Genomic DNA, 22544 nt, shown 5'->3' on the forward strand with positions numbered 1-22544 from the left:
AGTCGTCGAGCCGCACCTCCATTGAGAAAACCGTCCGGGCCCGGATTTGTTTCATGCACGATGGGGGGCTGACCTGTCGTGTCGGCCGCAGCCATCGTCGGACAAAGCCCTCCCTGACGTCACGCCCGCGGCGGGATTGCCAGGACATCGCGCTCGGACATGCGGAGCACTTCCTCGGCGACACTTCCCAGCAGCATCCTGGCCAATCCCTTGCGGGCCTTGGTGCCGACGACGATCAGATCGGCCTCCACTTCCGCCGCCACATCGGCGATGACTTCCGCGGTGGACGGGCCGCCGTTCCTGACCAGCGTCGAGGCCGGATCAAAACCGATCCGTAAAAGGAATTCGTTGAGGGCACGTGCCGCTTGCTTCTCCTGATCGAGCACATAGGCGTCAATGTCCTCGCCATCGACGTTTCCGTGACGCATCAGACCGGCCGCCGGTGCGTCGGGGACGTGCAGGACGGAAACGGCGCCGCTGGCATCCATGCCCAGCGCGCGGATCGCCTCCAGCGCTGCAGCCGATTCCTCCGACAGGTCGACCGCGACAAGGATGCGGCGATAGGGTCCGGCCGGCACGCCATTGGCCATGAGAACCGGCCGACTGCTGGCGCGGATCGTCCGCTCGGCAGTGGTGCCGACGAAAATGTCCTTCAAAGCCTGGCGGCGATGCGGGCCGACGATCACGAGATCGGCCCCGCGGGCCACGGCCGCATCGGCAAGGGCCTCGAAGGGCTCACCCTCGATCACCCCGCCCTCGCAAGCCACGCCATCAACGCTGCGCAGACCGCCGACGATCTCTCGGATCACATCCGCGGCCACCTCGCGTTCGGGCTTCAGTATTCGCTCCGGCTGATCATTGTCGATCACGTGGACCAGATCCACGGCCGCCCCGAACTCGCGGGCCAGCAGCACGGCACGTCGCACGGCCCGATCGGAACGGGATGAGAAGTCCGTGGCGACGAGAATCTTGCTGATGGTCATCGGGCGATTGCTCCTTGTTGTCTATTGCCGATCAAGGTCGGGCATATCTGGAATCAGTGTCTTTCATCCTTGATAAGGGCGCAATAAACTGACGCGGGAATGTTGCCCGGATCGGTCAGGACTCGCAAGAGGCATCGGCAACAGAGTGAGGAGCAGGTGAACGTGACGGAACTAATCGGACAGACGGCGTTCGGCGAGATCGCCATGCTCCTCGTCATCGCGGCCGGGATCGGCTTTGTCGGACTGATGTTGCGCCAGCCGTTGATCGTCAGTTTCATCAGCGTCGGCCTTCTGGTCGGCCCCTCGGCGCTCGATCTGGTGCAGGCCGACGAACAGATCAGCCTGTTGTCGGAACTCGGCATCGCCATCCTGCTCTTCCTCGTCGGCATCAAGCTCGATATCAAGCTCATTCGCTCGCTCGGTGCCGTCTCGCTGATGACCGGCCTCGGCCAGGTCGCCTTCACCTCGATCTTCGGCTACCTGATCGGCCTGGCTCTTGGGCTGGACGCAATCACCAGCCTCTATGTCGCTGTTGCTCTGACCTTCTCCAGCACCATCATCATCGTCAAGCTGCTGAGCGACAAGCGCGAGATCGACTCACTACACGGGCAGATCGCGCTCGGCTTCCTGATCGTGCAGGATGTCGTCGTCGTGATCGCCATGATCGTGCTTTCGGCGCTGGGCATCGGCACGGGCCACGGAGGCGAAGGCAGTTCAGGCAACATATTGACTGTCCTGTTGGCCGGAATAGCGCTCGTCGCTTTCGTCATCCTCTTCGTTCGCTTCGTCGCCGACCGGCTGACCGAGCGGCTGGCCCATGTTCCGGAACTGCTCGTCGTCTTTGCCATCGCCCAGGCCGCCATGTTCGCCGCAATCGGCGACATGGTCGGGCTGGGCAAGGAGGTCGGCGGGCTGCTCGCCGGCGTTTCACTCGCGTCCACCCCCTATCGCGAGACGATCGCCGCCCGGCTCGCACCGCTGCGCGATTTCCTGCTGCTGTTCTTCTTCATTGCGCTCGGCACCACGCTCGAACTCAACCTGCTCGGCGCCCACCTGACCAGCGCCATCGTCCTCTCGTTCTTCGTGCTGATCGGCAACCCGCTGATCGTGCTGGCGATCATGGGGGCCATGGGATACCGCAAGCGCACCGGTTTCCTGGCCGGCCTGACGGTGGCGCAGATCAGCGAATTCTCCCTGATCTTCATCGCCATGGGGGTATCGCTTGGCCATGTCGATGCCAGTGCGCTCGGGCTTGTCACATTGGTCGGGCTGGTGACGATTGCTGCCTCGACCTACATGATCACCTATTCTCACGCGCTTTACGCCGTGCTTGAGCCTCTGCTCGGCGTTTTCGAACGCACCGGCACGCCGCGCGAGCCGAGCGGCCAGCAAGCCGGCCACCAAGGAGAGCAATTCGACGTGGTGATGATCGGTCTTGGACGCTTCGGCACGGCGATCGGCCTCAGGCTCCATGAGCGGGGCGAACGGGTGCTGGGCATCGACTTCAATCCCGAAGCCGTGCGGCGCTGGCGAAACCTCGGCCTCAATGCCGATTTCGGCGATGCGAATGACGCCGAATACATCAACGGGCTGCCGCTCGCCGGGGTCCGCTGGGTCGTCTCCACCATTCCCGCCCAACCGACCGGGCTCAGCCACGAGGAGCCGCGCGAGACGCTGGTGCAAGCGATCCGCCTGTCCGGCTATCAGGGGCCGATCGCCCTTACATCCCACAGCGGGAGAGAGACCGAGGACCTTCTGGCGACCGGGGCCGAACTCGTGCTGGAGCCGTTCCAGGACGGTGCTGACCGGGCCGTTGAACTGCTCGCGGGCAGCAAGCGCCTGTCACACACATCCATTCCGCCGATCGCCTCGGAGATCCTGGAGCAATCCTAGAGCGCTTCCTGCCGGGCAAACCGCCTCATTCGCGGCCGAGCGCATATGTGACGCCAGCGCAGAGGAATGTTGCGCGATGCGGTTGATGCCGTCCGGTCATCACGCCGCCACAGAGAGACATCCGCATCGCTTGCTGTGGACGACCAAAGCCGAAGACGGTACCCTTCAAGCCTTACCACGCCGGCCGGCGGGCGGAATGCGCGCCTGGCCCGAAGTGCGAACCGGCCGCTCGGTCCGCTCGAATCCAACGAGAAGGAGTGCCGACATGGTACAGCAAACACCGCTCACTGCCGAAGACGTCCGACGCCTGTGCGGAGATATTTCCGACTGGAAGGTCGCCGAAATTCTCAGCTCCGGCGGCGATCTGGCAGCGCTCGAACTGGCCAAGGTCTGGTCGATGGGCGACGACGAGACGACCCCGGCCCGCCATCTTTCCCCGGAAAGCCCGGCGGCGCGCATTCTCGATGTTCTGACGGCTGACGAGGAAGAAGAGGAATAGGCATCCGGCGGCGGCCCGCTTTACGCGAACGGCGACCGGCATGACTGGTGGAGCGGCTGGGCTATCCGCTTTTATTCCGGCTCAGCTGCGTCCGGCGTTCAGCCATTGATGCCACTCGCCCTCGCCGCCATGGAAGACGTTGAGGTCGATCTTTTCCTTGACACCCTGCGACAGGCCAGAGCCGGAGTATTGCCAGAACAGCCATTTGCGGCCCGGATAGACCTTGGACGGGTGTGCGGCGACGGAACGCAGCCAGAAGGGATAGTCGAGGAAGTGGCCGCGCAGGTTGTCCTTGTAGAAGTCGGGTGCGGTGTAGATGACCGGGCGCTTGCCGTAATGGCGCTCCAGCCTGTCCATGAAGACCTGCATCTTCTCGCGGGCCTGTTCTGCCGAGAGACGGAATTGGCAGCTCGATTCGCCGTTGTATTCGACGTCGATCACCGGCGGCAGGGCGTCCGGATCACGCGGCACGTTGCGGATGAACCAGTCGGCCTGATGGCTGGCGGCGCGGCACCAGTAGAAGAAATGATAGGCACCGCGCTTGATGCCGGCTTCCTTGGCGCGCGCCCAGTTGGTCTTGAACATCGGGTCGAGATGGTCGCCGCCGTCGGTCGCCTTGATATAGGCGAAGTTGGCCCCTTGCGTCCTGAGCTTCGGCCAGTCGATCTGCCCCTGCCAGCGCGACACGTCGACGCCGTGCACGGCATATTTCTGCGGCGAGACCTTGCCGAAATTGATCGGCTTGGCGTCGCGGAACTGTTGACTGTAGATCTTCGAGCGGGTCCGCTGTCCCTTGCCCATCGGCGGCTCAGGCCTGAAGAGCGCGGCGATCGGCCTTTCCGAAGGAACCGGCATACCAACCGTCATGGCACTCGTGGCGAAGGCCTGCGGCTGGGGGACATTGCCGGCCCAGGCAAGTTCATGGGTCTCGCCTTCGGCGGAGGCGGCGGTCGGGGCTTCAGCGATCGCGGCAGCCGGGATCGACGCCGCGCCGATATCGGCTGCCGGCACCAGACGGGAGGTCTTCGCCACTGCGCCGGTCGTTTCCCGCGAGGGCACGGCAGAAAGCACGCTTTCCGTGTCGGCGCCGGAAATGCAGCCTGACAGGGTCAGGCAGGCGAGGAAGATCGCTGGAACAACAGAAAAACGCATCAGGAACCCATACGCACAACAAAGGGAAGACTGACCGCCGCACTAACCCGAGGGCGGCCGGCACGATTTGCTAACGGATGTTTACCGGAAAAGACTTAATTCAATCTTTACGGATTAGGTTCTGCTGACAAAGCCAGGGCCAGCTGCGACGGCGCGGCAAGAGGCGCGGCGCACATGTCTTTTGGCGCGACAGGGCGCGGCTTTGCAGCCATGGGAATACGAACGGTGGCGCCGGGGCTAGACCCGGATCGCCAGTCTGAGCCCGCCCCAATGGCGGCCAGAGACGATGATCGGCGCGGAAATATCCTTCATCACGACGAAATTGCCGCCGCCCATGTCGCGTCGGTAGGTCTGGACGAGGAAGGGCGCGGTGGACTGACCTGCGGAAAGGCCGACACGATCGGCGAATATGCGGCGGTTGCGGCAATTGGCGGTGTTCCACACCGGGTCGCCGGGTCGCTGGGGTGCGGAGAACTTCCTGTTATGGGTGGGCAGGTAGCCGTTGGTATCGACCGCGGCACAGAAGCCGATACGGTCGGAGAGGTTGAGCACCGGCTCGAGGATCGGCGGGAGCACCTGGTCGGTGAATTCGGTAAAGGCCGCCATCATCTGCACCGGATCGCTGCCGGCAATCGGGCGGTAGTTGCGGTCGAACAGAGCGGAAAGACCGATCCGGCCGCTGTCGACGCCGCGCTGGAAAGTGGCAGAGATCTGCGCGGCGACATCGCAGGCCGCATTGATCCACGGGCTGTCATGGGTCTCGATGCCGGCCGACGCGGTGAGCTGGATCAACGTCTCGGACAGGGCGACGACACGATCGACGCGGGTCGCGGCATTTTGCAGAGCGGTATCGGACTCCAGCACCTCCCCTGCCATGACGCTAAGCGTGCCGACGAATTCGGCGCATTGGCGGTCGACGGTATCGGTGGTCTTGGCCATCACCGTCGAGCCGTCGAGGATGCGGGTGATCACCTGCTCCATGGAGCCGAAGGAATTGTTCATCGCCTGGGAGGTCTCGCGCACGTCGAGCGCACTTTCGCTGGCGCCGCGGCCAGCCTCGGACAGGCGGGTGATCTTGCCGCGGATTTCGTTCAAGGTCTGCTGGATCGAACCGGTCGCCTGCGAGGTCTGCAGGGAGAGTGCGCGGATTTCGGAGGCAACCACGGCAAAACCCTTGCCAGCCTCGCCGGCGCGAGCTGCCTCGATTGCGGCATTGAGCGCCAGAAGATTGGTCTGGCGGGCGATCGAGCCGATCTCTTCGGCAACCTTGTCGACATTGCCAAGCGAAATCGAAAAGGAGCCGATCTCGGTCGAGATCTCCTGCGAAGCGGCGACCATCAGGTCGATCTTGTCGACCGCGCCGGAAAGCCGCGTGGCGGATTCACCCAGCATGCGGCGGGCCTCGACGGCTGTCTCGTCGGTGGCGCGCAACGACGAGGCGACCGACTTGTTGGTCTCGGCAATGGAAAGCGCTGTGCGGGTCACGTCATCGAAGGTCGCGGCATGGCGTTTCGACATTGCCGCGACATCCTGGATCGCGCCGGCGATATCGACGAGGTCGATGCCCAGCGTCGAGGCTTCGTCGGCGAGCTTCGACACGATCCGGCGGAGCGTTTCGGCGTCTGCCTCCCGAGCCGGTTCTTCGGCTGGCGGCGTCTCGATGAATTCTTCATCTGGCAAAGCCAGGTTAGCGAGTGCAGTCATTGCAGGTCCTCCCCCGAGAATGCGCAATTGTGACGCGGTTCGGTTAAGGATTTGCAAATGCTCGTATATGAGGATTAAGGATACGGCCCGCTGCCGGCGTGCAGGGGAAGGCGAACCTAAAGCGCGCCGATGTCGCGCAGCTTCTTCAGCACGGCCTGGCTCGGCTCGCCGGTCTCCGGCAAGCGGTAGTGGCGCTCGAAGCGGCGGATGGCGGCACGCGTCTGTGCGCCGGCCACGCCGTCGACGCTGACATCGGAATAGGCGATGTTGGCGAGCCCGCGCTGAATTTCCATGACGAGGGCGGCATCGGCGGCCGAGCCGCCGAGCGAGACGGGCAAGGCTGCGGGTGGTGCCTTGGCCGGCGGGGCAGTCGCCACGGCCTTCGAGGCGTTGCGGATGGCTGCGGCAACCGGATCTTCCGCCGCGGCGGACGCGCTCAGGTCCTCGACCGGGCGGCTCTTCGGCACGGCGGCGGTCGCGGCACTGTCGACCTTCAACGCCGCCAGCAGTTCCGGGCTGACCAGGCCGCTTGCCTCGATGCCGATCGATTTCTGGAATACGGCGACCGCCGCTTCGGTGCGCGGGCCGATCACGCCGTCGGCTTCACCATCATAGAGCCCCAGACGGGCTAGCTCCGTTTGAACGGCGACGATGAGGCCGCTATTGTCGGACACGGCTGTGGACGGCGTTGCCGATGTCGCAACAGCGGCTGCCGGGGTGGCCGCGGCCTCGTCCTGCGGCAGGTTGGCGGAGGCACCATCGATCGGATCGTCGGCACCTGCGCGTTCGATCTTGAAGGTCGTCACCTTGGCCGGATCCGGCTCGAGCTGCGCATGGCGGGTGACGCCGGCCAGCGCGTTGAAATCGCTGACATCGCGGGTCGAGAAAATCGGCGACGGATGGTGGCCCGGCTGGTACCAGAGCGCGTTGGCGGCGATGAAGCCGAAGGCAACGGCGAAGGCGGAAAACCCGCCCACCGTCCGCGGATAGCGGCCGACGAGGCGTGCCAGGGCGCCAACGCCATCAAGAAGTCGGCCGGCCACGCGCGGGGCCGGCTTCCTCTCAGGCGAATTTCGCTTTCGCTTCACCATGTGCAGTCTCTCTCTCGCTTTCCATCGCGGCCGGCATTCCCGCGGGCCTGAGCCGCGGCGGGAACTCGACCGTGTTGTGTCCGTCGCCCGCCTCGATGAGGGCTCCGGAACCGTCGGCCGGCATGCGGACCGTGACGACGGTGCCCACGCCCGGCATGCTTTCCATCTGGAAAGTGCCGCCGTGCAGCGCGGTCAGTCCCTTGACCAGCGACAGGCCGAGGCCCGACCCCTCGTAGGCGCGGTTCAGGTCGCTGTGGACCTGGGTGAAGGGCTGGCCGATCAGCGCCATCTTTTCCGGCGCAATGCCGATGCCGGTGTCGGAGACGACGATAATCAGGTCGTCGTCCTCGCGGCTGGCATCGATGATGACGGCGCCGCCCGCTTCGGTGAACTTGATGGCATTGCCGACGAGATTGATCAAGACCTGTCTGACGGCGCGCCCGTCGGCGACGACTTCGCCGAGGCCGCGCGCGACACGGCTGCTGAGCCTGACGCCCTTGCTTTCGGCCTGCAGCGACAGCATCCGCTCGCATTCGGCGACGGCATCGCCGATCATGAAATGCTCGAGCATGAGTTCGTAGCGGCCGGCCTCGATCTTCGACATATCGAGCATGGCGTTGACGACGGAGAGCAGATGGGCGCCGGACTGGCGGATCAGCTGGACATATTCGCGCTGGCGGTCGTTCTCGAGCTTGCCGAAATACTCACCCGCGAGGATGTCGGAGAAACCGAGAATGGCGTTGAGCGGCGTGCGCAGCTCGTGGCTGACGGCGGCGAGGAAGCGGGATTTCGCCTCATGGGCGGCGACAGCCTCGTCTTCCTTCAGCGAAACGGAATCGCGGATCGACATTTCACCGGCGATGTCGAGCAGCTGGGCATAGACGTCGGTGAGTTGCCCCTCCGGGCCGCGCGCAGCCGTCATGTCCATGCGCACGTTCATGAACTGGGTCTGGTCGATGCCGATCAACGGCCGGTCGAGACGCAGGTCGATGACGACGGCATCTGCCCCCTGGCGCAATTCGTCCAGCGCCTGGACGAAGGCGATGCGGTCCGCGACATGCACCTGCTCGGCGAAACGGCGGCCCAAGGGGGCGCGCAGGAAGGAAAGGAACATGTCGCGCTCGCGGCCGCCGGCTTCGCGGACATTGCCGGCACCGTCGAGACGGAGCATGAGGCCGGGGCAGAAGTCGAAGGGCGATCGATCCTCGGCGTCCACGCTGATCGTCGGGCCGTCCGGCGCGCCGGCGCGACGGAATGCAACGAGGGCCACGGCGCAGACGAGGAAGAGCGAGACGACGACGGCAAAGCCGAGCGGCAGCGCGAGGGCCGGACCGTAATGGAAGGAAAGCCAGACCGGAACTGCCGCAAGCATGACGGCAAATGCGGCGGCGAGGCGGCGCAGCGCCACGATCTCGCGCGGATCGGCTGCTTCGCCGCTCGCATGCGAGACCAGGCACTTGCCGGCCATGCGATCGAGAATCGCCTTCGCTCTGTCAGCCATGTTACGCAATACTTGCACGCAAAAAATCCGCGAAACGGTTTCGTTTTCGATGCCCTGAGTTTAGGCCCTCCGCGCTTAAGGAAAAGATAAGGGGGGCCTCCCCGGAAACCCTGCGAACACCTCGGAAGCCCCATTTCGGGACAGTTCCGGGAAGCTTTCGACAACGTGGTTAACGGGGCGTAAGCGACGGATTTGTCAGTGTTTTCCGGAATACGTTAAGAATTGTGTCCGGCCCGGCCGGCGAGAAGCGGTGGATTGCCGGGCGACCGCCACAATTATGCTTAACAGCGACCGATAAAGTTTGAACGAATTGCCGGACGAACGGTCGCGATCTCGCCATTCGTTCAAATTTTAGACAAATCCGAGCGGGTTTTGCAAAGCGATCTTTGCACCGCGCCGATAGCTTGCCCTCACAAGTTCGGGGGATAACCCGACGGGCCCCGACAAGTTCGGGCAAGATGGGATTGGTGAAGACGATGTGGTTTCTGATCAAGGGAGCTTTCTGGTGCTCGATGACGCTGGTGGTGCTGTCGTTCTTCAGCAGCCAGCCCGCGGAAGAGACCGCCGGTGGACCGCGCCTTGAAATGGGCGATGCAATCGCAGCGGTGACGGACGCCTATCAATATCTCTCCGCCATCTGCACGGAAAAGCCGGACGTCTGCGAAAAGGGTGCCGAAACCTTCCAGGCGCTCGGCAAACGGGCCCGTGAAGGCGCTTTGGTCGCCTATCAGCTTCTCGACAGCCAGTTCGCCAATGATGGTGAAAAGGCGGTGGCCGAGGACAAGCCCGTTCGTGCCGAGCTGATTGCCGATATGGCCTCCGCCGAGGCTCAGGCCGCAACCGATGTCGTCACCACCGGGACGATCGTGCCGGCGCCGAAGCCGCGGACCGGCAACGGCCCCAAGCCCTATACCCCGCCGAAGCTCTAGAGCTCCCGGCCCCGGCGCGCAAACGCCCGGTACCGTTCCACCCAAGAATTGCCAGGGCCACCGAGGGCCCTCGCCGCCCCGCTTGCATCCTTGTCGATCATCCGCCTTTGCGCCCCCGGGCTCTGTTGTCTGCCTGCCTGTCCCACAGGAAACTTCGGCTCCATCGCCGGGCCGCGAGGACTCCTTGTCCTCGCGGCTTTTTCTTTTTTCTTCCGCTTTTCGCTGGTGGCAAAGGTTCAAATGGCGGGCGGGATCGCCTATAGGGGGAGCCATCGCAGCAACCGGAATCTAACCCCACATGACCACGCTCGAGCAGATGACCGAGGACTTCGCCTTCCTGGACGACTGGGAGGACCGGATGCGCTACGTCATGGAACTGGGTAAGGCGCTGCCGGACCTGCCCGAGGCGGAGAGGACAGCCGAAAACAAGGTCAAGGGCTGCGCCAGCCAGGTCTGGCTTTCGACCCATGCCCATGAGGGCAAGGACCCGGTGATCGATTTTACCGGCGATTCGGACGCCCATATCGTCCGCGGGCTGGTGGCGATCGTGCTGGCCGCCTATTCCGGCAAGCATGCCTCGGAAATCGTCGCCTTCGACGCGATCGAGCTGTTTTCCCGGCTCGGGCTGATTGAACACCTCTCGGCCCAGCGCGCCAACGGCCTGCGCTCGATGATCCAGCGCATCCGCGAGCAGGCCGCACGCCATCTCGTCTAGATCAAGGCCCGCGGTTGGCGGCGCTGAGGCAACGGATCTGACCGGAGCGCCCGATCTCTCACCCGCTACTCACCCGATTTCCGGGCGAAAATCCTCGGCGCCCCAATGATGCCGGCGGCGGCTGGCGCTTGGCGGCGGTGGGGCATAGTGGCGGGCGAGTGCCAGCAGCGCGGTGCGCAGCATCAGCTTGGCGGAGCGGGCCGGCCATTGCCGCTCGCGCTCCACCGTCTCCAGTCCCTTCATGAAACAGCAGACGTCGAGCGCCACGCCGGAAAGCTCCGGCCCCATGGCCTCGATCGCCGCGTTGACCCGGACACGCGCACCAAGTGCCGAATCGGCGATCTCGACCGAGGCCGGCGCGCTGCCACGCACGCGGCTGGCGAGGCGCGGCTCCCAGGAGGCGGTGATGCGCGGCTGTAGACCGGCACGCTCGAAATCGGCGGAAAGGCGCTCGCCCGCGGCGATCGCCTCCTCGGCAAAATAGGTGGCGCCCGTGCGGTCCTTCAGCCGGGCAAGGCCGGAAAGCGGCGATTCCGCCAGATTGCGCCTTACCAGACGGCTTTTTCCCGCCTCGACCAGCGTCTCCTCGGCCACGTCGCGGTGCTGTTCGAGAAAGGCCTCGTCGCCGGCTTCCGCCATGGCACGGCGCAAATAGGTCGCCGTTCCCTCCCCAGCCCTGAGATGCAGTCCGTCGCGGACAATCAGGCCGCCCGCCACCGCAGCGCGCAGCAGACCTGGTGGCACGTCGGCGATCCGTGTGCCCGCGCCGGTGACGGACAGCCGACCGCCCTCGCCTTGCGCCAGCGAGAGCGGCCCGCGCAGCACAAGCCGCAGCAGGCGCAGCAACAGACGCCTTTCCGCGGGCGTGCGGCACGGCGCCATCATGCTGGCCTCCCTGTGACCATGCAGACCGTCTCGGCCAGGCGCTCGATGGTACTGACGAAGCTATCGAAGCCGGGATCGTCGCGCCGGTCCTCGACCACATGGCAGGCATGGCTGACGGTGGTACGGTCCAGCCTCAAGGCCTCGGCAATCTCGCCATAGGACATGGAGAGCGCGACATGGCAGACATAGATGGCGATCTGGCGGACATGGCAATTTGCGCGCCGGCGGGCGCGCCGGACCTGGGCCCGATCGCCGACGGCGCCCAGGAGTTCGGCGGTGAGCTGGCGCACGACCAGGCAGACGATGCGGCGATCGGCCAGGGCGGCGCGGGCGGCAGCCTGCGCCATCGCCTGGCCCGCGGCCCCGGATTGAGAAGGGATGACTGTCTCGAGCGGCATATGATTACTCCCGATGAATAGGAATTAATTCATACACCCTATTTGGAGAGCGGGGATGTTGGAAGGGGCGTTTTTTCGTCAGATTGTCGGTATTCTTTTGTCTTTTTGGCTCCGCCCCAACATTCCGATGGGATTTCTTTCCTCACACCCCACAACAAAAAACCGGACCGCGAGGCCCGGTTTCGTCCTCATGCCTGTACTCGCGCGTCGATGCCGCGCGTCAGGGCCTGATCACTTGGCGCGCTTGCGACGCTGGCCGAGACCCATTTCCTTGGCGAGGCGCGAGCGTGCTTCGGCATAAGCCGGCGCGACCATCGGATAATCCATCGGCAGGTCCCACTTGTCGCGGTATTCTTCCGGGCCGAGACTGTGGTGCGTCATCAGGTGGCGCTTCAGCGACTTGAAGGAGCCGCCGCATTCCAGGCAGATGATCTGGTCGTCCTGGACGGACTTGCGCACGGCAATGGCCGGCTTCTGCTTTTCGACCACGGAGACGACCGGAACCGGCGACGACGTATTGCTCAAGGCCGAATGAACATCGGAGATGAGGTTGGCGAGGTCCCCGACGGGCACCACATGATGGCTCACATAGGCTGCGACGATGTCTGCGGTCAGTTCCACCAGCAGATCATGGCCCGCGCCATGGGCGTTTTCTGTCATATCTAGACTCCTGTTCAACTGTGCTTGCCAGGCGCCGGCTGAACGGCCGGCACCACTCGTTGAAGCCAGGGAACAAAGGCCACAAGCGCAAGCCTTGTCGTCGCCGACGTGGAATCCACCCCTAGATCCCGGAATAGCGCTCTGGAATTTGTTCCGACAGATCCTGTATTCTTGCCTTCGCTGGACTTAACTTCCGGAAGATCAAGCAGTTGCGAATACAACTTGTGTTCGGGAAGCGGCGCACGCGAGAACCAAGTCTTCAGGATCAGTGCTCTAGCTACTCGATAGCACCAAACTGTCAAAATTCCACATAATATTTTTCCCCAAATATGGGGAGGTGATTGGGATTTTGCTAAGCCGCATTAGGGAGTTGACTTGCCGAATTTGCGAAACGCAATGAAATGCGCGCAAAATGAGGCAAAAGAGCAGGACATTACTTGCCTTTAGCGGCAGAGCTCTTCTGGCCCTCCCTGCCCTTCATCTCATCGCAAATGGAGATCGGCGCAAGCCGATAGCCCACCTCATGCGCCGCCTTGGCGAGCAGATGCGAGGCGACTGGCGCGGTCAACACCAGGAAGAAAAAGCCCGTGATGGCGCGCGCAAAGGTCGCCAGATCGCCCGAATGCAGGCCGACCACGAGCAGGAGCAGGGCCGAACCGACCGTACCGGCCTTGGAGGCGGCGTGCACACGGGAATACAGGTCGGGCAGACGATTGATGCCGATCGCAGCGACCAGCGCAAAGAGCGCGCCGATGATGATCAGGAGCGCGGTGAACAGGGCTATGGCGTAAGCGATCATTTGTTTCCCTCTCCCTTGGCCGAACCACCGGGCTTCTTGCCGCCACGCGGCTTCGCATTGACCGGAACCGCACCCACGGCGGCCGGCCTCAACGACTTGCCGCCCTTGCCCTTCGCCTTTTGCCCGCCCACGGCCGGACCGCCCTCTGGAGGCTGTTCGCCAACCATGCCGCGCGCCAGGATGAAGCGGGCAAAGCCCACAGTCGCCAGGAAGCCGACCAGGCCGAGCGAAATGGCGATGTCGATATAGAGCGTGTAGCCCGTGCGGATCGCGATCACGGCGATGAAGCCGATGGCGATGCCGACCAGCATGTCGAGCGCGATCACGCGGTCCGGCAGGGTCGGCCCCTTGATCACGCGATAGACGGTGAGGAAGAAGGCCACGCCGAGAACGGCGACGACGAAATTGGAGGTCAGTTGGATGATATCTTCAGGCGAGATCATGGAAGGCCTCCCGGATCTTGCGCTCGAATCCTTCGGCGATATCGCGGCGCGTGGCGTCGGGATCGGAGCAGTCGAGCGCGTGGACGTAGAGCGTGCTCTTGTCATCGGAGACGTCGACCGACAGCGTGCCTGGGGTGAGCGTAATGAGGTTCGCCAGCAGCATGATTTCGAAATCACGGGTGACGGTCAGCGGATAGGCGAAGATGCCGGGCTTGATGTCGAGCCTCGGGCTGACGACCAGGATGGCGACCTTCCACGCCGCTTTTGCCAGTTCGACCAGAAACAGCCCAATCAATGAGGCGACCCTTATCGAGCGGGTGACGTAGCCGGTGCCATTGATCTGGTCGCGGATCAAGCCGAGCGCCAGGGTTGAAAGCAGGAAGCCGAAGACCAGGTTGTGCAGCGTGGCGCTGCCGGTAACGGCCGCCCAGACCACGGCCATCAGCAGGTTAATGGCATAGATGATCATGGCTGACCTCCCGACGGAAAGACGGACTCGAGATAGGCGGCGGGATTGGCAAGCCCGCTCGCCGCCTGCTGGCTCAGATCGATCAGCGGCTCGGGAAAGAGGCCGAACCAGACGACCAGAGCCGAAAGGGCAAGGATCGGCAGCATGGCGGAGGACGTCGCACGCGGGACGTGGGCCGGCACGGCCGCGTCAGCGGGCTCGCCCGAAGCTTCGACGAGTGCGGGGCGCCAATAGGCCAGCAGGAAGACGCGACCGAAGGCAATGGTGGTGATGAAGCCGGACAGCAGGATCGCCCCCGCCAGCCACCAGGCGCCGATGTCGAGCGTGGCCTTGACCAGCATGGCTTTCGGCCAGAAGCCGGAGAACGGCGGTAGTCCGGCGCCGGCAAAGAACAGCGCCAGCGACAGGCCGGCGAAAGCCGGTGCCGCCGCCCAGAGGCCGGACAGCCTGTCGAGCCGGTAGGAGCCGCCGCGGCGCGCCGCCTCCCCCGCCACAAGGTAGAGCGCGGTCATCAGCACGATCGAATGCAGCGCATAGAAGATCGCTGCGGACAGGCCCGCCGTTCCGGCGATCGCCGCACCGGCCAGCATGTAACCGATGCCGGAGACCACGACGAAGCCGAGGAAACGGCGGATGTCGGACTGGGCGAGCGCCCCCATGGCGCCGAGCACCATGGTGAGTGCCCCGGCAATGGCGATGACGAGGCTGAGCGCCTCCCGCTCAACGGGCAGCAGCATGACCATGACGCGTAGCAGCGCATAGACGCCGACCTTGGTCAGGAGCCCGGCGAACAGCGCGGAAACGACGATGCGCGGCGTGTGATAGGAGGCCGGCAGCCAGAAGTTGAGCGGAAAGGCCGCAGCCTTCATGCCGAAGGCGAAGACGAAAAGCCCGCCAAGCGTCATCAGCGGCGCGGTCTCGCGCAGCGACCCCGCCTTCCTTGCGATGTCGGCCATGTTGAGCGTGCCGAAGATCGCATAGAGATAGCCGACGGCGATCAGGAACAGCGTGGTGGCAATCAGGTTCAGGACCGCATACTTCAGCGCGCCATCTATCTGTTCGCGCTCGGATCCGAGGATCAACAGACCGAAGGACGAGATCAGCAGGACCTCGAACCAGACATAGAGGTTGAAGACGTCGCCGGTGAGGAAGGCGCCCGAGACGCCCGCCATCAGCACCATGAGGAAGGGATAGAAGCCGTAGCGCCGGCCGCTCGTGTTGATGTCGCCGAGCGCGTAGACACTGCCGGCGAGCGCCACCAGCGCCGCCGTGAGAGCGAGCAGTGCGCCAACGATGTCGACGGTAAAGGCAATGCCGAAGGGCGGCAGCCAGCGGCCCATCGTCATCGTCACGGGGCCATGCGTCACCACATGCGCAAGCAGCAGAATGTCGACGAGCACCATCAGGGCGAGGCCCGGAATGGCGATCCATGGATGGAGCCGCGTTGACTGTCGAATCATCATCAGCACGGCGCCGAAGCCGAGGCCGATCGCGACCGGCATGATGGGCAGCCATTCGGCACCGGTAGTCGGCGCCATGACCATGGCAAGCGAGAGGTCTACGGGAGTAGCGGCCATTAACGGGATACCCCCTCTGGCTGGCCAGCAGCGGAGCGACGAAGCACTTCAGTAACAACCATCATCATGCACTCAATATCCCATCGGCGGCAGCGGCTCGCCCTTCGGTTCGGCCACGCGCATTTCGTCGGTGTCGTCGGTTCCAAGGTCCTGGTAGGAGCGATAGGTCAGCACCAGGAGGAAGCAGAAGAAGGAAAAGGATATGACGATCGCGGTGAGGATCAGGGCCTGGGGCAGCGGATTGGCGGATCCGGCCGCCAGGACGTCGGCGTCGAGGCCGATGATCGGCGGCGCTTCGCGGGTCAGCCGGCCGGCGGTAAACAGCAGCAGATTGACCGAATTGCCGAGAATCGCGACGCCGAGCATGACGCGAACGATATGCTTGGACATCATCAGATAGAGGGCGGCGGCGAAGAAGATGCCGACGAGGCCGGAAAACAGGACTTCCATCAGTCGATTTCCCTTTCTTCGAGCGCGAGCGCGATCGAGGTGATGGCGCCGACCACGACCAGGTAGACGCCGACGTCGAAGGACATGACCGTGGAGAGCGGGACCTCGACGCCGAGCAGTTGCGGGTAGATCCACAGTCCGGTCATGAACGGCACGCCAAGGAGTGCTGAGAGAAGTCCGGACAGGGTCGCCAGCAGAAGGCCGGCGCCAGCAACCGAAAGCGGGTGGAACCACAAGGCCCGGCGCACCGCCGAAACACCGAAGGCGATGCCGTAGATGGCGAAGGCGGAGGCCGCGATCAGCCCGCCGATGAAGCCGCCGCCCGGCTCGTTATGGCCGCGCAGCAGGACGAAAATCGAAAACAGCAGCATGAGCGCGGTCAGGAAGGGGGCGACTGTGCGGAAGATCAGCGTGTTCATCTGCGCAGTTCCTTCTCGGCTTTCTTGGTCTCAGGCTTGGCGCCGCTCGTCTGGGCGGGTGCGACCCGCGGCACGCGGATGCGGATCAGCGCCAGAATTGCCAGGCCGGTGATCATCACCACCGCGATCTCGCCCAAGGTGTCCGTGCCACGGAAGTCGACGATGATGACATTCACCACGTTGGCGCCGTGGGCGATGGCCTTGGAGTAGGTGTTGAAGAAATCCGAGAGCGCCGTGTCGAAGGTTGCCTGGGTCGATTTCAACAGCATGAGGGCAAGACCCAGGCCGGCGGCAATGGCAATCGCGCCGTCCCCCAGAACCTGAGCCCAGGTGCGATGATCGGAAGGCGAAAGACGCAAGCGGGTCATGACCAACGCCAGGATGACGACCGAGAGCGTTTCGACCATGAACTGGGTAAACGACAGGTCCGGGGCGCCGAACAGGAGGAAGAGCACGGCGACGGCAAAGCCCTGGATGCCCAGCGAGACGATTGCCGTCAGCCGGTCCTTGGCCGTGAGAACGGCAAAAAGACCGATGATGGCGATGGCAAAGAAGGCAAGTTCGTAGAACCGCACGTCTTCGGGCCAGGTCGGCATGGCCGGCAGCTCGCCATGGACGAAGGGCGGAACGAGCAGCACAATGGCCAGAAGCAGGAAGGTCACCGTGATATAGACCTCGAGCCGGCCGTTCTGCACGATTTGCGTCACTCGGAAGGAGATCCGCACCAGGCCGGCGACGAAGTGGTCGAAGCCGCGATCCGGTCCTGGGCCAAGCGCGTCGAGCAGCCGCGAGACCCCAGCGCGGGCGCGTGTCAGGCCGAGATAGATCAGGATGCCGAGCACCACGGTCAGGATCGACAGGGCGAGCGGCAGGCCGATATGCGGCGCGAGGCTGATCGTCACGGTCTCGACCTGTCCGGCAACCGCGCTTGCCATCGGCGACGAGACATAGGCGTGGGCCAGCGGCGAGAAGAGAGCGGCAAAAAGCCCGATGAGCGACAGGGTCAGCGGTCCGAGCCAGAGCAGCACCGGGCCCTCATGGGCATGCTTCGGCGTGTCGACCTTCGCGCCGAGGAAGGGTTTCAGGGCGACGGCAAAGGCGATGACGAACATCAGCGCATTGCCGGCAATGGCAACCGCGGTGAAGACGATCGAGCGCGCATCCGGTCCGGCAAGTGCTGCGTAGATCTCCTCCTTGGCGAGGAAGCCGAAGAAGGGCGGCAGGCCGGCCATGGAGATCGCCGCGAAGAGCGCGGCGAAGAAGGTGATCGGCATGGCGGCGCGCAAGCCGCCGAGCTTCGTCACGTCGCGGGTTCCTGCCTCATGGTCGATGATGCCGGCGACCATGAACAGCGCGCCCTTGAACAGCGAATGGGCGACCAGATAAAGGACCGCCGCCTCGATCGCGTAAGGCGAGCCGAAGCCGGTCAGCATGACCAGAAGCCCGAGCGAGGCGACCGTCGTATAGGCCAGCATCAGCTTGAGGTCGGTCTGGCGGATGGCGAGCACGGCGCCGACCAGGAGCGTGATGCCGCCGAAGAAGGGCAGAAGGATCTCCCAGGCAGGCGTATCGCCCATCACCGGATTGAGCCGCATCAAGAGATAGACGCCAGCCTTCACCATGGTGGCGGAATGCAGATAGGCCGAGACCGGTGTCGGCGCTTCCATGGCGTTGGGCAGCCAGAAGTGGAAGGGGAACTGCGCCGATTTGGTAAAGGCGCCGCCCAGCACCAGGAAGAGCGCAGCCGCATAGAACGGGCTTTCGCGCAACAGGTCGCCGGAATGCAGCAGCAGCGACAATTGGGTCACGCCGGTGATGTTCCAGATGAAGATCAGGCCGGCGAGCAGCAGGAGCCCGCCTCCCCCGGTTACGACCAGGGCCTGAAGGGCCGCGCGGCGCGAAGCCTCGCGCTTGTGGTCGAAGCCGATCAACAGGAAGGAGGTGATCGAGGTCAGTTCCCAGAAGACGAAGAGCATCAGGAAACTGTCGGACACCACGACGCCGAGCATGGAGCCCATGAACAACAGCATGAAGGAGAAGAATCGGCCCTGCTGCGCATGGCCTTTCATGTAGCCGCCAGCATAAAGCACGATCAGCGCGCCGATGCCGGTGATCAGGAGCGCGAAGGTGAGCGACAGGCCGTCGAGGAACCAGGAGAAGGACAGATTGAGGCTCGGCACCCAGGCATAACCGCCGGTCACGACCTCGCCAGCAGAGATCGCGGGCAGGAAGCCGGCGAAATGGGCAAAGGCGAACGCCGGGATCAGCGCAAGGACCCAGGCGGCATTGGCGCCGAGACGGGCGGTGAGATAAGGGGCAGCAAGCGCGCCGGCAAAGGGCAGGAGCATGGCCATCAATGTCACAGCGGCGACGTCTTCAAACATTCCGTATCCTTGTGAGCGCAGTTCGCGCCGCCCCGGCAATGGGGCGGAAATCAGGCATGGTGTTAGGACAAAGCTCGGCCCGTCTCAAGGAAAAATCGAAAAAAGCCTGTTCACATCGACGTTTGTCAACGCCTGGGGGTTTTTCGACGGACCATGGCCCCCTTAACGGTGGCCCTTCCCGGCGACGGAAATCGCCCTGCCGTCGCGTGGCAAATTGAAAGCCGGGAATTGATGCGGCAATCGGCGCAAGCCTGTTTCACCGCATCGAGAAGAGCTCCTGATTGAAGCGCTTCTTGACATCGAGACCTTCGCCCGCGAAATCGCGCTTGAGCGCGTCGGCAAAACCCGTGGGACCGCAGAACCAGAAGCTTGCCTCTCGCCATTCGGGCACCTCGGCACGGATGCGCTTGCCGGTGAGCAAGCCATCGCGGGCATCAACGAGGATGTGCAGGCGCACGTTGGCGGCCGCGGCATCGGCGCTCAGCCGCGCAAACGCGTCCTCGTCGAGTTCCGCGGAGGAATGGAAGAGGTCGATCGCCTGCTGGCCGCGCCGATCAGGCACCACCTCCGCAAGGTATTTCATCCGGGCGATGAAGGGGGTGATGCCGATGCCTCCACCGATCCAGATCTGGCGCGGACAATCGTCGTCGAAGGTGAAGCGGCCATAAGGCCCCTCGACCTTGACCTGCTGGCCGACGCTGAGCGTGTCGGGGAGACGGCTCGTATAGTCCCCCAGCGCCTTGGTGATGAAGGTGACATGGCTGTCGGCGGGGCTCCAAGCGGAGGCGATGGTGAACGGGTGCGCGCCCTCGCCCTTGTCGGAGGTGACAAAAGCGAACTGACCGGGCAGGTGGCCTTGCCAACCGGGCTCCATTTTCATGTCGATCTCGAGCGCCCGGACGCCGGGATATTTCGTGAGCGAGATGACGTTGCCCATGGCCTGCCGGCTGATGCCCACACGTCGCAAGAGGACGATGACCGCAGCGACCGTGCCGGAAATGAGGAGCACGGCCAGCACGATGCCGACCGGCTGGGTCCAGTAGCTGAATTGCGCCAGCACTACGGCATGGAAGACCAGCACAAGATAGGTGACGGCCAGAATCCGGTGGGTCTTGAAGAACCACCAGTAGGAAAAGCGCGGGATGAGCGCCAGGACGATCAGCACGATGGAGATATAGAACGCCCATTCGCCCAGACCCTCGGCGGGATCGCGCAGGCCGATCAGGAATTGCTGGACGGGATTTTCGATTTCCGGCCTCGCTCCGCGCTCGGGCCGCGCGATGAGGCCGAGGTCAATCGCCCATCGCGGCGCCTCGAACCAGAGCCAATGGGCAACCGAGAGCACCAGCGCTGAAATTCCAAGCCATTTGTGCAGGCGGTACATCTTGTCGAGGCCGCCCAGCCAGGTTTCCGGCCAGCCGGGCCTCAACGCCAGGACCATCGCGATGCTCATGGCGCCGATGGCCAGCACGCCGCTGTACTGGATCATGGCGGCGCGCAGGGCGAAGACATTTTCCGACTGGAACACGCCCGGCTCGGCGGCCAGCCAGAGCAGGCTCAACAGGACCAATGCGCCCCACAAGGCAAGCTTGATATTCCGCATGACACGTTTCCCCTTTTGACGAGAGGTCGGCTTCCAAGGACAAAAACAACTGCCCTCGTCTTTTCCGACCCCTTCGCTGACGACGGATGAGTCCGCACAGAATTCCTTATACAGACAAACCATCTCCGCGACGAGGGACGGCGCACGGCGTAATTGCCGCGGAGCGATTGCGACCCTATCTATGAACGCAAGACAAGGGAGCTTCACCAATGAGCGAAATGACAAAGCCGAAGATCGAGAAGACCGATGCCGAATGGCGTGAGCAGTTGACGCCGGAGCAATACCGCATCCTGCGCGAGCACGGCACCGAGCGGCCGTTTACCGGCCCCTATTGGGACAATTTCGAGAAGGGCCTCTACCGCTGCGCCGCCTGCGAAACGCCGCTGTTCTATTCCGACACCAAGTTCGATGCGGGCTGCGGCTGGCCGAGCTATTTCGAGCCGGTGACGCCGGGCGCCGTGACTGAGCATCGCGACGCCTCGCTCGGCATGGTCAGGACCGAAATCCGCTGCGCCAATTGCGGCGGCCATCTCGGCCACGTCTTTCCCGACGGACCCAAGCCGACCGGCCTGCGCTACTGCATCAACGGTCATTCGATGGTGTTTGAGACGGTGGAGTGAGGGCTGGCCCTCGCGGAAGAGCGACTGCGAGGTCTTGCCGGGACACCGCCCTCTGCCTGCCAGGCAGAGGGGTGGTTGCCGAAACGAGCGGTCCGACGACACCATCAATGCCGTTGACCGGCATGCGACACCGGCGACCTTTGCCGTCCATCAGCACTTTCTCAATCTCCTTGCGGCTAAAGTCCGGACAAACACAATCAGGAGACATCCATGAACACTGTCGTTGATTTCAAGAGGCCGCAGAAGCCGCCGGAGCCGAAAAAGCCCAATCCGGGACAGAAGACGCTCCTGGTCGTGCTCGGGGTGATCGCCGCGTTTGGCGTCGCCTGGGCCTATTTCCAGTTCATCGGCAACTGAGGCCGGAGGCCTTGGCAAAGCGCGGCAATGGCGCAGGCCGTGTGCTGAGCTAGACTGCCCATCCATCGTCGGGAGAGATCGTCTTGCCCTTCAGTCGCGCAGACTTCTTCGCCGTCTTCGTGCGATACAACGAGGCTCTCTGGCCGACGCAGGTCCTCGCCTATGCAGCCGCGTTCCTATGTCTATTGCTCCTCCTGCGACGCGGCCGGTTTACCGATCCGGGCATACTTGGCGTGCTTGCAGCAATGTGGGCGGTCAATGGCATCGCCTATCACGGGCTGTTCTTCTCAGTGATCAACCCCGCAGCCTTGCTGTTCGCCGCAGTCTTCGTGGCGGAGGCTGTTTTCTTCGCGGTTTTCGCGGTGCGGGGAGCGGAGGTCAATTTCGCCATGCGAAGAGACAGCCGTACGGCCGCAGGCCTGCTGCTCATCGTCTTTGCGATCCTCGCATATCCGCTCTTGGGAATGGCTGCGGGACACATCTATCCGGCGATGCCGATGCTCGGCATTGCGCCCTGCCCGACGACGATCTTCACCATCGGCATTCTGCTGCTCGGGCGCTGGTCGGCGGTGCGCTGGTTGCTGGTCATCCCGCTCGTCTGGTCAGCGATCGGCGGGACCGCCGCCTTCATGCTCGGCGTGCCGCAGGATTACGGGCTTTTCGCCGCGGGGGCAGTCGCCATCGTCTTTGCCCTTGGGCGCATGTGCAATCTGCCTTTTGCCCGGCATGGGGAAGAGCCAGGGACCTGATCCCTCGCTCCTGCTCCACATCACTGGTGGCCATGCAAGTGATGCAGGTCGCGATAGTGCGGATGCCTGTGGCGCAGGGGTGCGTGGCGGTGCCAATGCGGCTGCCAAGCCTCGGGACAATTTGCGGCTACCGCCATGCACAGCGGCCTGGCACATCCTTTCGCCGTCAGGCCGCGACGGGCCTCCCCCCTCAAACGTCTTTGCATTGTGAGCGAAGTCGTTGCGGCAACTGTACAAACATCTTTTGTCCCTGTACTTAATAGA

The 22544-nt window shown here is 63.8% G+C and carries 23 protein-coding genes; 7 read left to right on the forward strand and 16 right to left on the reverse strand.

Features of this window, described 5'->3' with window-relative positions; translation table 11 throughout:
• Positions 1 to 119: 119 nt before the first annotated feature.
• Positions 120 to 983, reverse strand: coding sequence for a universal stress protein (locus ACWPVA_RS10865; RefSeq protein WP_454287699.1), 864 nt, complete (start codon positions 981 to 983; stop codon positions 120 to 122).
• 162 nt (positions 984 to 1145) lie between these two features.
• Between ACWPVA_RS10865 and ACWPVA_RS10870 the strand changes: the two genes are divergently transcribed.
• Entirely contained in the window at positions 1146 to 2876 is a 1731-nt protein-coding gene (locus ACWPVA_RS10870; RefSeq protein ID WP_454287700.1) for a cation:proton antiporter, read from the forward strand.
• Between the two features lie 265 nt (positions 2877 to 3141).
• Positions 3142 to 3375: a hypothetical protein gene (locus ACWPVA_RS10875; RefSeq protein WP_454287701.1), complete on the forward strand. Its 234-nt coding sequence runs from the start codon at positions 3142 to 3144 to the stop codon at positions 3373 to 3375.
• Between the two features lie 81 nt (positions 3376 to 3456).
• On the opposite strand, the gene ACWPVA_RS10880 is transcribed toward ACWPVA_RS10875, so the two are convergent.
• The 4 genes from ACWPVA_RS10880 to ACWPVA_RS10895 form a co-directional block, all read right to left on the reverse strand.
• A complete protein-coding gene (locus ACWPVA_RS10880) occupies positions 3457 to 4527 on the reverse strand; it encodes a glycoside hydrolase family 25 protein (RefSeq protein WP_454287702.1) in 1071 nt (356 codons plus the stop codon).
• Between the two features lie 237 nt (positions 4528 to 4764).
• Positions 4765 to 6231, reverse strand: coding sequence for a methyl-accepting chemotaxis protein (locus tag ACWPVA_RS10885; protein ID WP_454287703.1), 1467 nt, complete (start codon positions 6229 to 6231; stop codon positions 4765 to 4767).
• Positions 6232 to 6347: 116 nt separating this feature from the next.
• Positions 6348 to 7322: a peptidoglycan-binding domain-containing protein gene (locus ACWPVA_RS10890; protein ID WP_454287704.1), complete on the reverse strand. Its 975-nt coding sequence runs from the start codon at positions 7320 to 7322 to the stop codon at positions 6348 to 6350.
• Positions 7294 to 8823, reverse strand: a complete 1530-nt coding sequence (locus ACWPVA_RS10895; RefSeq protein ID WP_454287705.1) for a sensor histidine kinase — start codon at positions 8821 to 8823, stop codon at positions 7294 to 7296. Before ACWPVA_RS10895 ends, ACWPVA_RS10890 begins: the two co-directional genes overlap by 29 nt.
• A 476-nt stretch (positions 8824 to 9299) precedes the next feature.
• Here ACWPVA_RS10895 and ACWPVA_RS10900 point away from each other — a divergent pair, with 476 nt between their 5' ends.
• Both ACWPVA_RS10900 and ACWPVA_RS10905 read left to right on the forward strand, forming a co-directional pair.
• Positions 9300 to 9752, forward strand: a complete 453-nt coding sequence (locus ACWPVA_RS10900) for a DUF5330 domain-containing protein (protein ID WP_454289572.1) — start codon at positions 9300 to 9302, stop codon at positions 9750 to 9752.
• A gap of 298 nt (positions 9753 to 10050) precedes the next feature.
• Complete coding sequence (locus tag ACWPVA_RS10905) at positions 10051 to 10467, forward strand: SufE family protein (protein WP_454287706.1); 417 nt, start codon at positions 10051 to 10053, stop codon at positions 10465 to 10467.
• A gap of 69 nt (positions 10468 to 10536) precedes the next feature.
• Here ACWPVA_RS10905 and ACWPVA_RS10910 read toward each other — a convergent pair whose 3' ends face one another.
• From ACWPVA_RS10910 to ACWPVA_RS10960, 11 genes are all read right to left on the reverse strand, one after another.
• A complete protein-coding gene (locus ACWPVA_RS10910; RefSeq protein ID WP_454287707.1) occupies positions 10537 to 11352 on the reverse strand; it encodes a DUF6456 domain-containing protein in 816 nt (271 codons plus the stop codon).
• Complete coding sequence (locus ACWPVA_RS10915) at positions 11349 to 11750, reverse strand: helix-turn-helix domain-containing protein (protein WP_454287708.1); 402 nt, start codon at positions 11748 to 11750, stop codon at positions 11349 to 11351. The genes ACWPVA_RS10910 and ACWPVA_RS10915 overlap by 4 nt, the downstream gene beginning before the upstream one ends.
• 231 nt (positions 11751 to 11981) lie before the next feature.
• Entirely contained in the window at positions 11982 to 12410 is a 429-nt protein-coding gene (locus ACWPVA_RS10920; RefSeq protein ID WP_454287709.1) for a MucR family transcriptional regulator, read from the reverse strand.
• Positions 12411 to 12843: 433 nt separating this feature from the next.
• Complete coding sequence (gene mnhG, locus ACWPVA_RS10925; RefSeq protein WP_454287710.1) at positions 12844 to 13209, reverse strand: monovalent cation/H(+) antiporter subunit G; 366 nt, start codon at positions 13207 to 13209, stop codon at positions 12844 to 12846.
• A complete protein-coding gene (locus ACWPVA_RS10930; protein WP_454287711.1) occupies positions 13206 to 13652 on the reverse strand; it encodes a cation:proton antiporter in 447 nt (148 codons plus the stop codon). The genes mnhG and ACWPVA_RS10930 overlap by 4 nt, the downstream gene beginning before the upstream one ends.
• Positions 13639 to 14121 (reverse strand): Na+/H+ antiporter subunit E, encoded by a 483-nt coding sequence (locus ACWPVA_RS10935; protein WP_454287712.1) that lies wholly within the window; start codon positions 14119 to 14121, stop codon positions 13639 to 13641. Before ACWPVA_RS10935 ends, ACWPVA_RS10930 begins: the two co-directional genes overlap by 14 nt.
• Complete coding sequence (locus tag ACWPVA_RS10940; RefSeq protein WP_454287713.1) at positions 14118 to 15698, reverse strand: Na+/H+ antiporter subunit D; 1581 nt, start codon at positions 15696 to 15698, stop codon at positions 14118 to 14120. Before ACWPVA_RS10940 ends, ACWPVA_RS10935 begins: the two co-directional genes overlap by 4 nt.
• Positions 15699 to 15770: 72 nt before the next feature.
• On the reverse strand, positions 15771 to 16148 hold the full coding sequence (locus ACWPVA_RS10945) for a Na+/H+ antiporter subunit C (RefSeq protein WP_454287714.1): 378 nt from the start codon (positions 16146 to 16148) through the stop codon (positions 15771 to 15773).
• Positions 16148 to 16567, reverse strand: a complete 420-nt coding sequence (locus tag ACWPVA_RS10950; RefSeq protein ID WP_454287715.1) for a Na+/H+ antiporter subunit B — start codon at positions 16565 to 16567, stop codon at positions 16148 to 16150. Before ACWPVA_RS10950 ends, ACWPVA_RS10945 begins: the two co-directional genes overlap by 1 nt.
• On the reverse strand, positions 16564 to 18951 hold the full coding sequence (locus tag ACWPVA_RS10955; protein ID WP_454287716.1) for a putative monovalent cation/H+ antiporter subunit A: 2388 nt from the start codon (positions 18949 to 18951) through the stop codon (positions 16564 to 16566). The genes ACWPVA_RS10950 and ACWPVA_RS10955 overlap by 4 nt, the downstream gene beginning before the upstream one ends.
• A gap of 256 nt (positions 18952 to 19207) precedes the next feature.
• Positions 19208 to 20554, reverse strand: coding sequence for a ferredoxin reductase family protein (locus tag ACWPVA_RS10960; RefSeq protein WP_454287717.1), 1347 nt, complete (start codon positions 20552 to 20554; stop codon positions 19208 to 19210).
• A 209-nt stretch (positions 20555 to 20763) separates the two neighbouring features.
• Here ACWPVA_RS10960 and msrB point away from each other — a divergent pair, with 209 nt between their 5' ends.
• The 3 genes from msrB (at position 20764) to ACWPVA_RS10975 (ending at position 22280) form a co-directional block, all read left to right on the forward strand.
• The gene (msrB, locus tag ACWPVA_RS10965) at positions 20764 to 21174 is read left to right on the forward strand and encodes a peptide-methionine (R)-S-oxide reductase MsrB (protein ID WP_454287718.1); all 411 of its coding nucleotides are present in this window, start codon (positions 20764 to 20766) and stop codon (positions 21172 to 21174) included.
• Between the two features lie 210 nt (positions 21175 to 21384).
• Positions 21385 to 21531, forward strand: a complete 147-nt coding sequence (locus tag ACWPVA_RS10970; protein ID WP_454287719.1) for a hypothetical protein — start codon at positions 21385 to 21387, stop codon at positions 21529 to 21531.
• Positions 21532 to 21614: 83 nt separating this feature from the next.
• Entirely contained in the window at positions 21615 to 22280 is a 666-nt protein-coding gene (locus ACWPVA_RS10975; protein WP_454287720.1) for a DUF6064 family protein, read from the forward strand.
• Positions 22281 to 22544 lie beyond the last annotated feature (264 nt).

This window comes from Rhizobium arsenicireducens, from assembly GCF_964021225.1.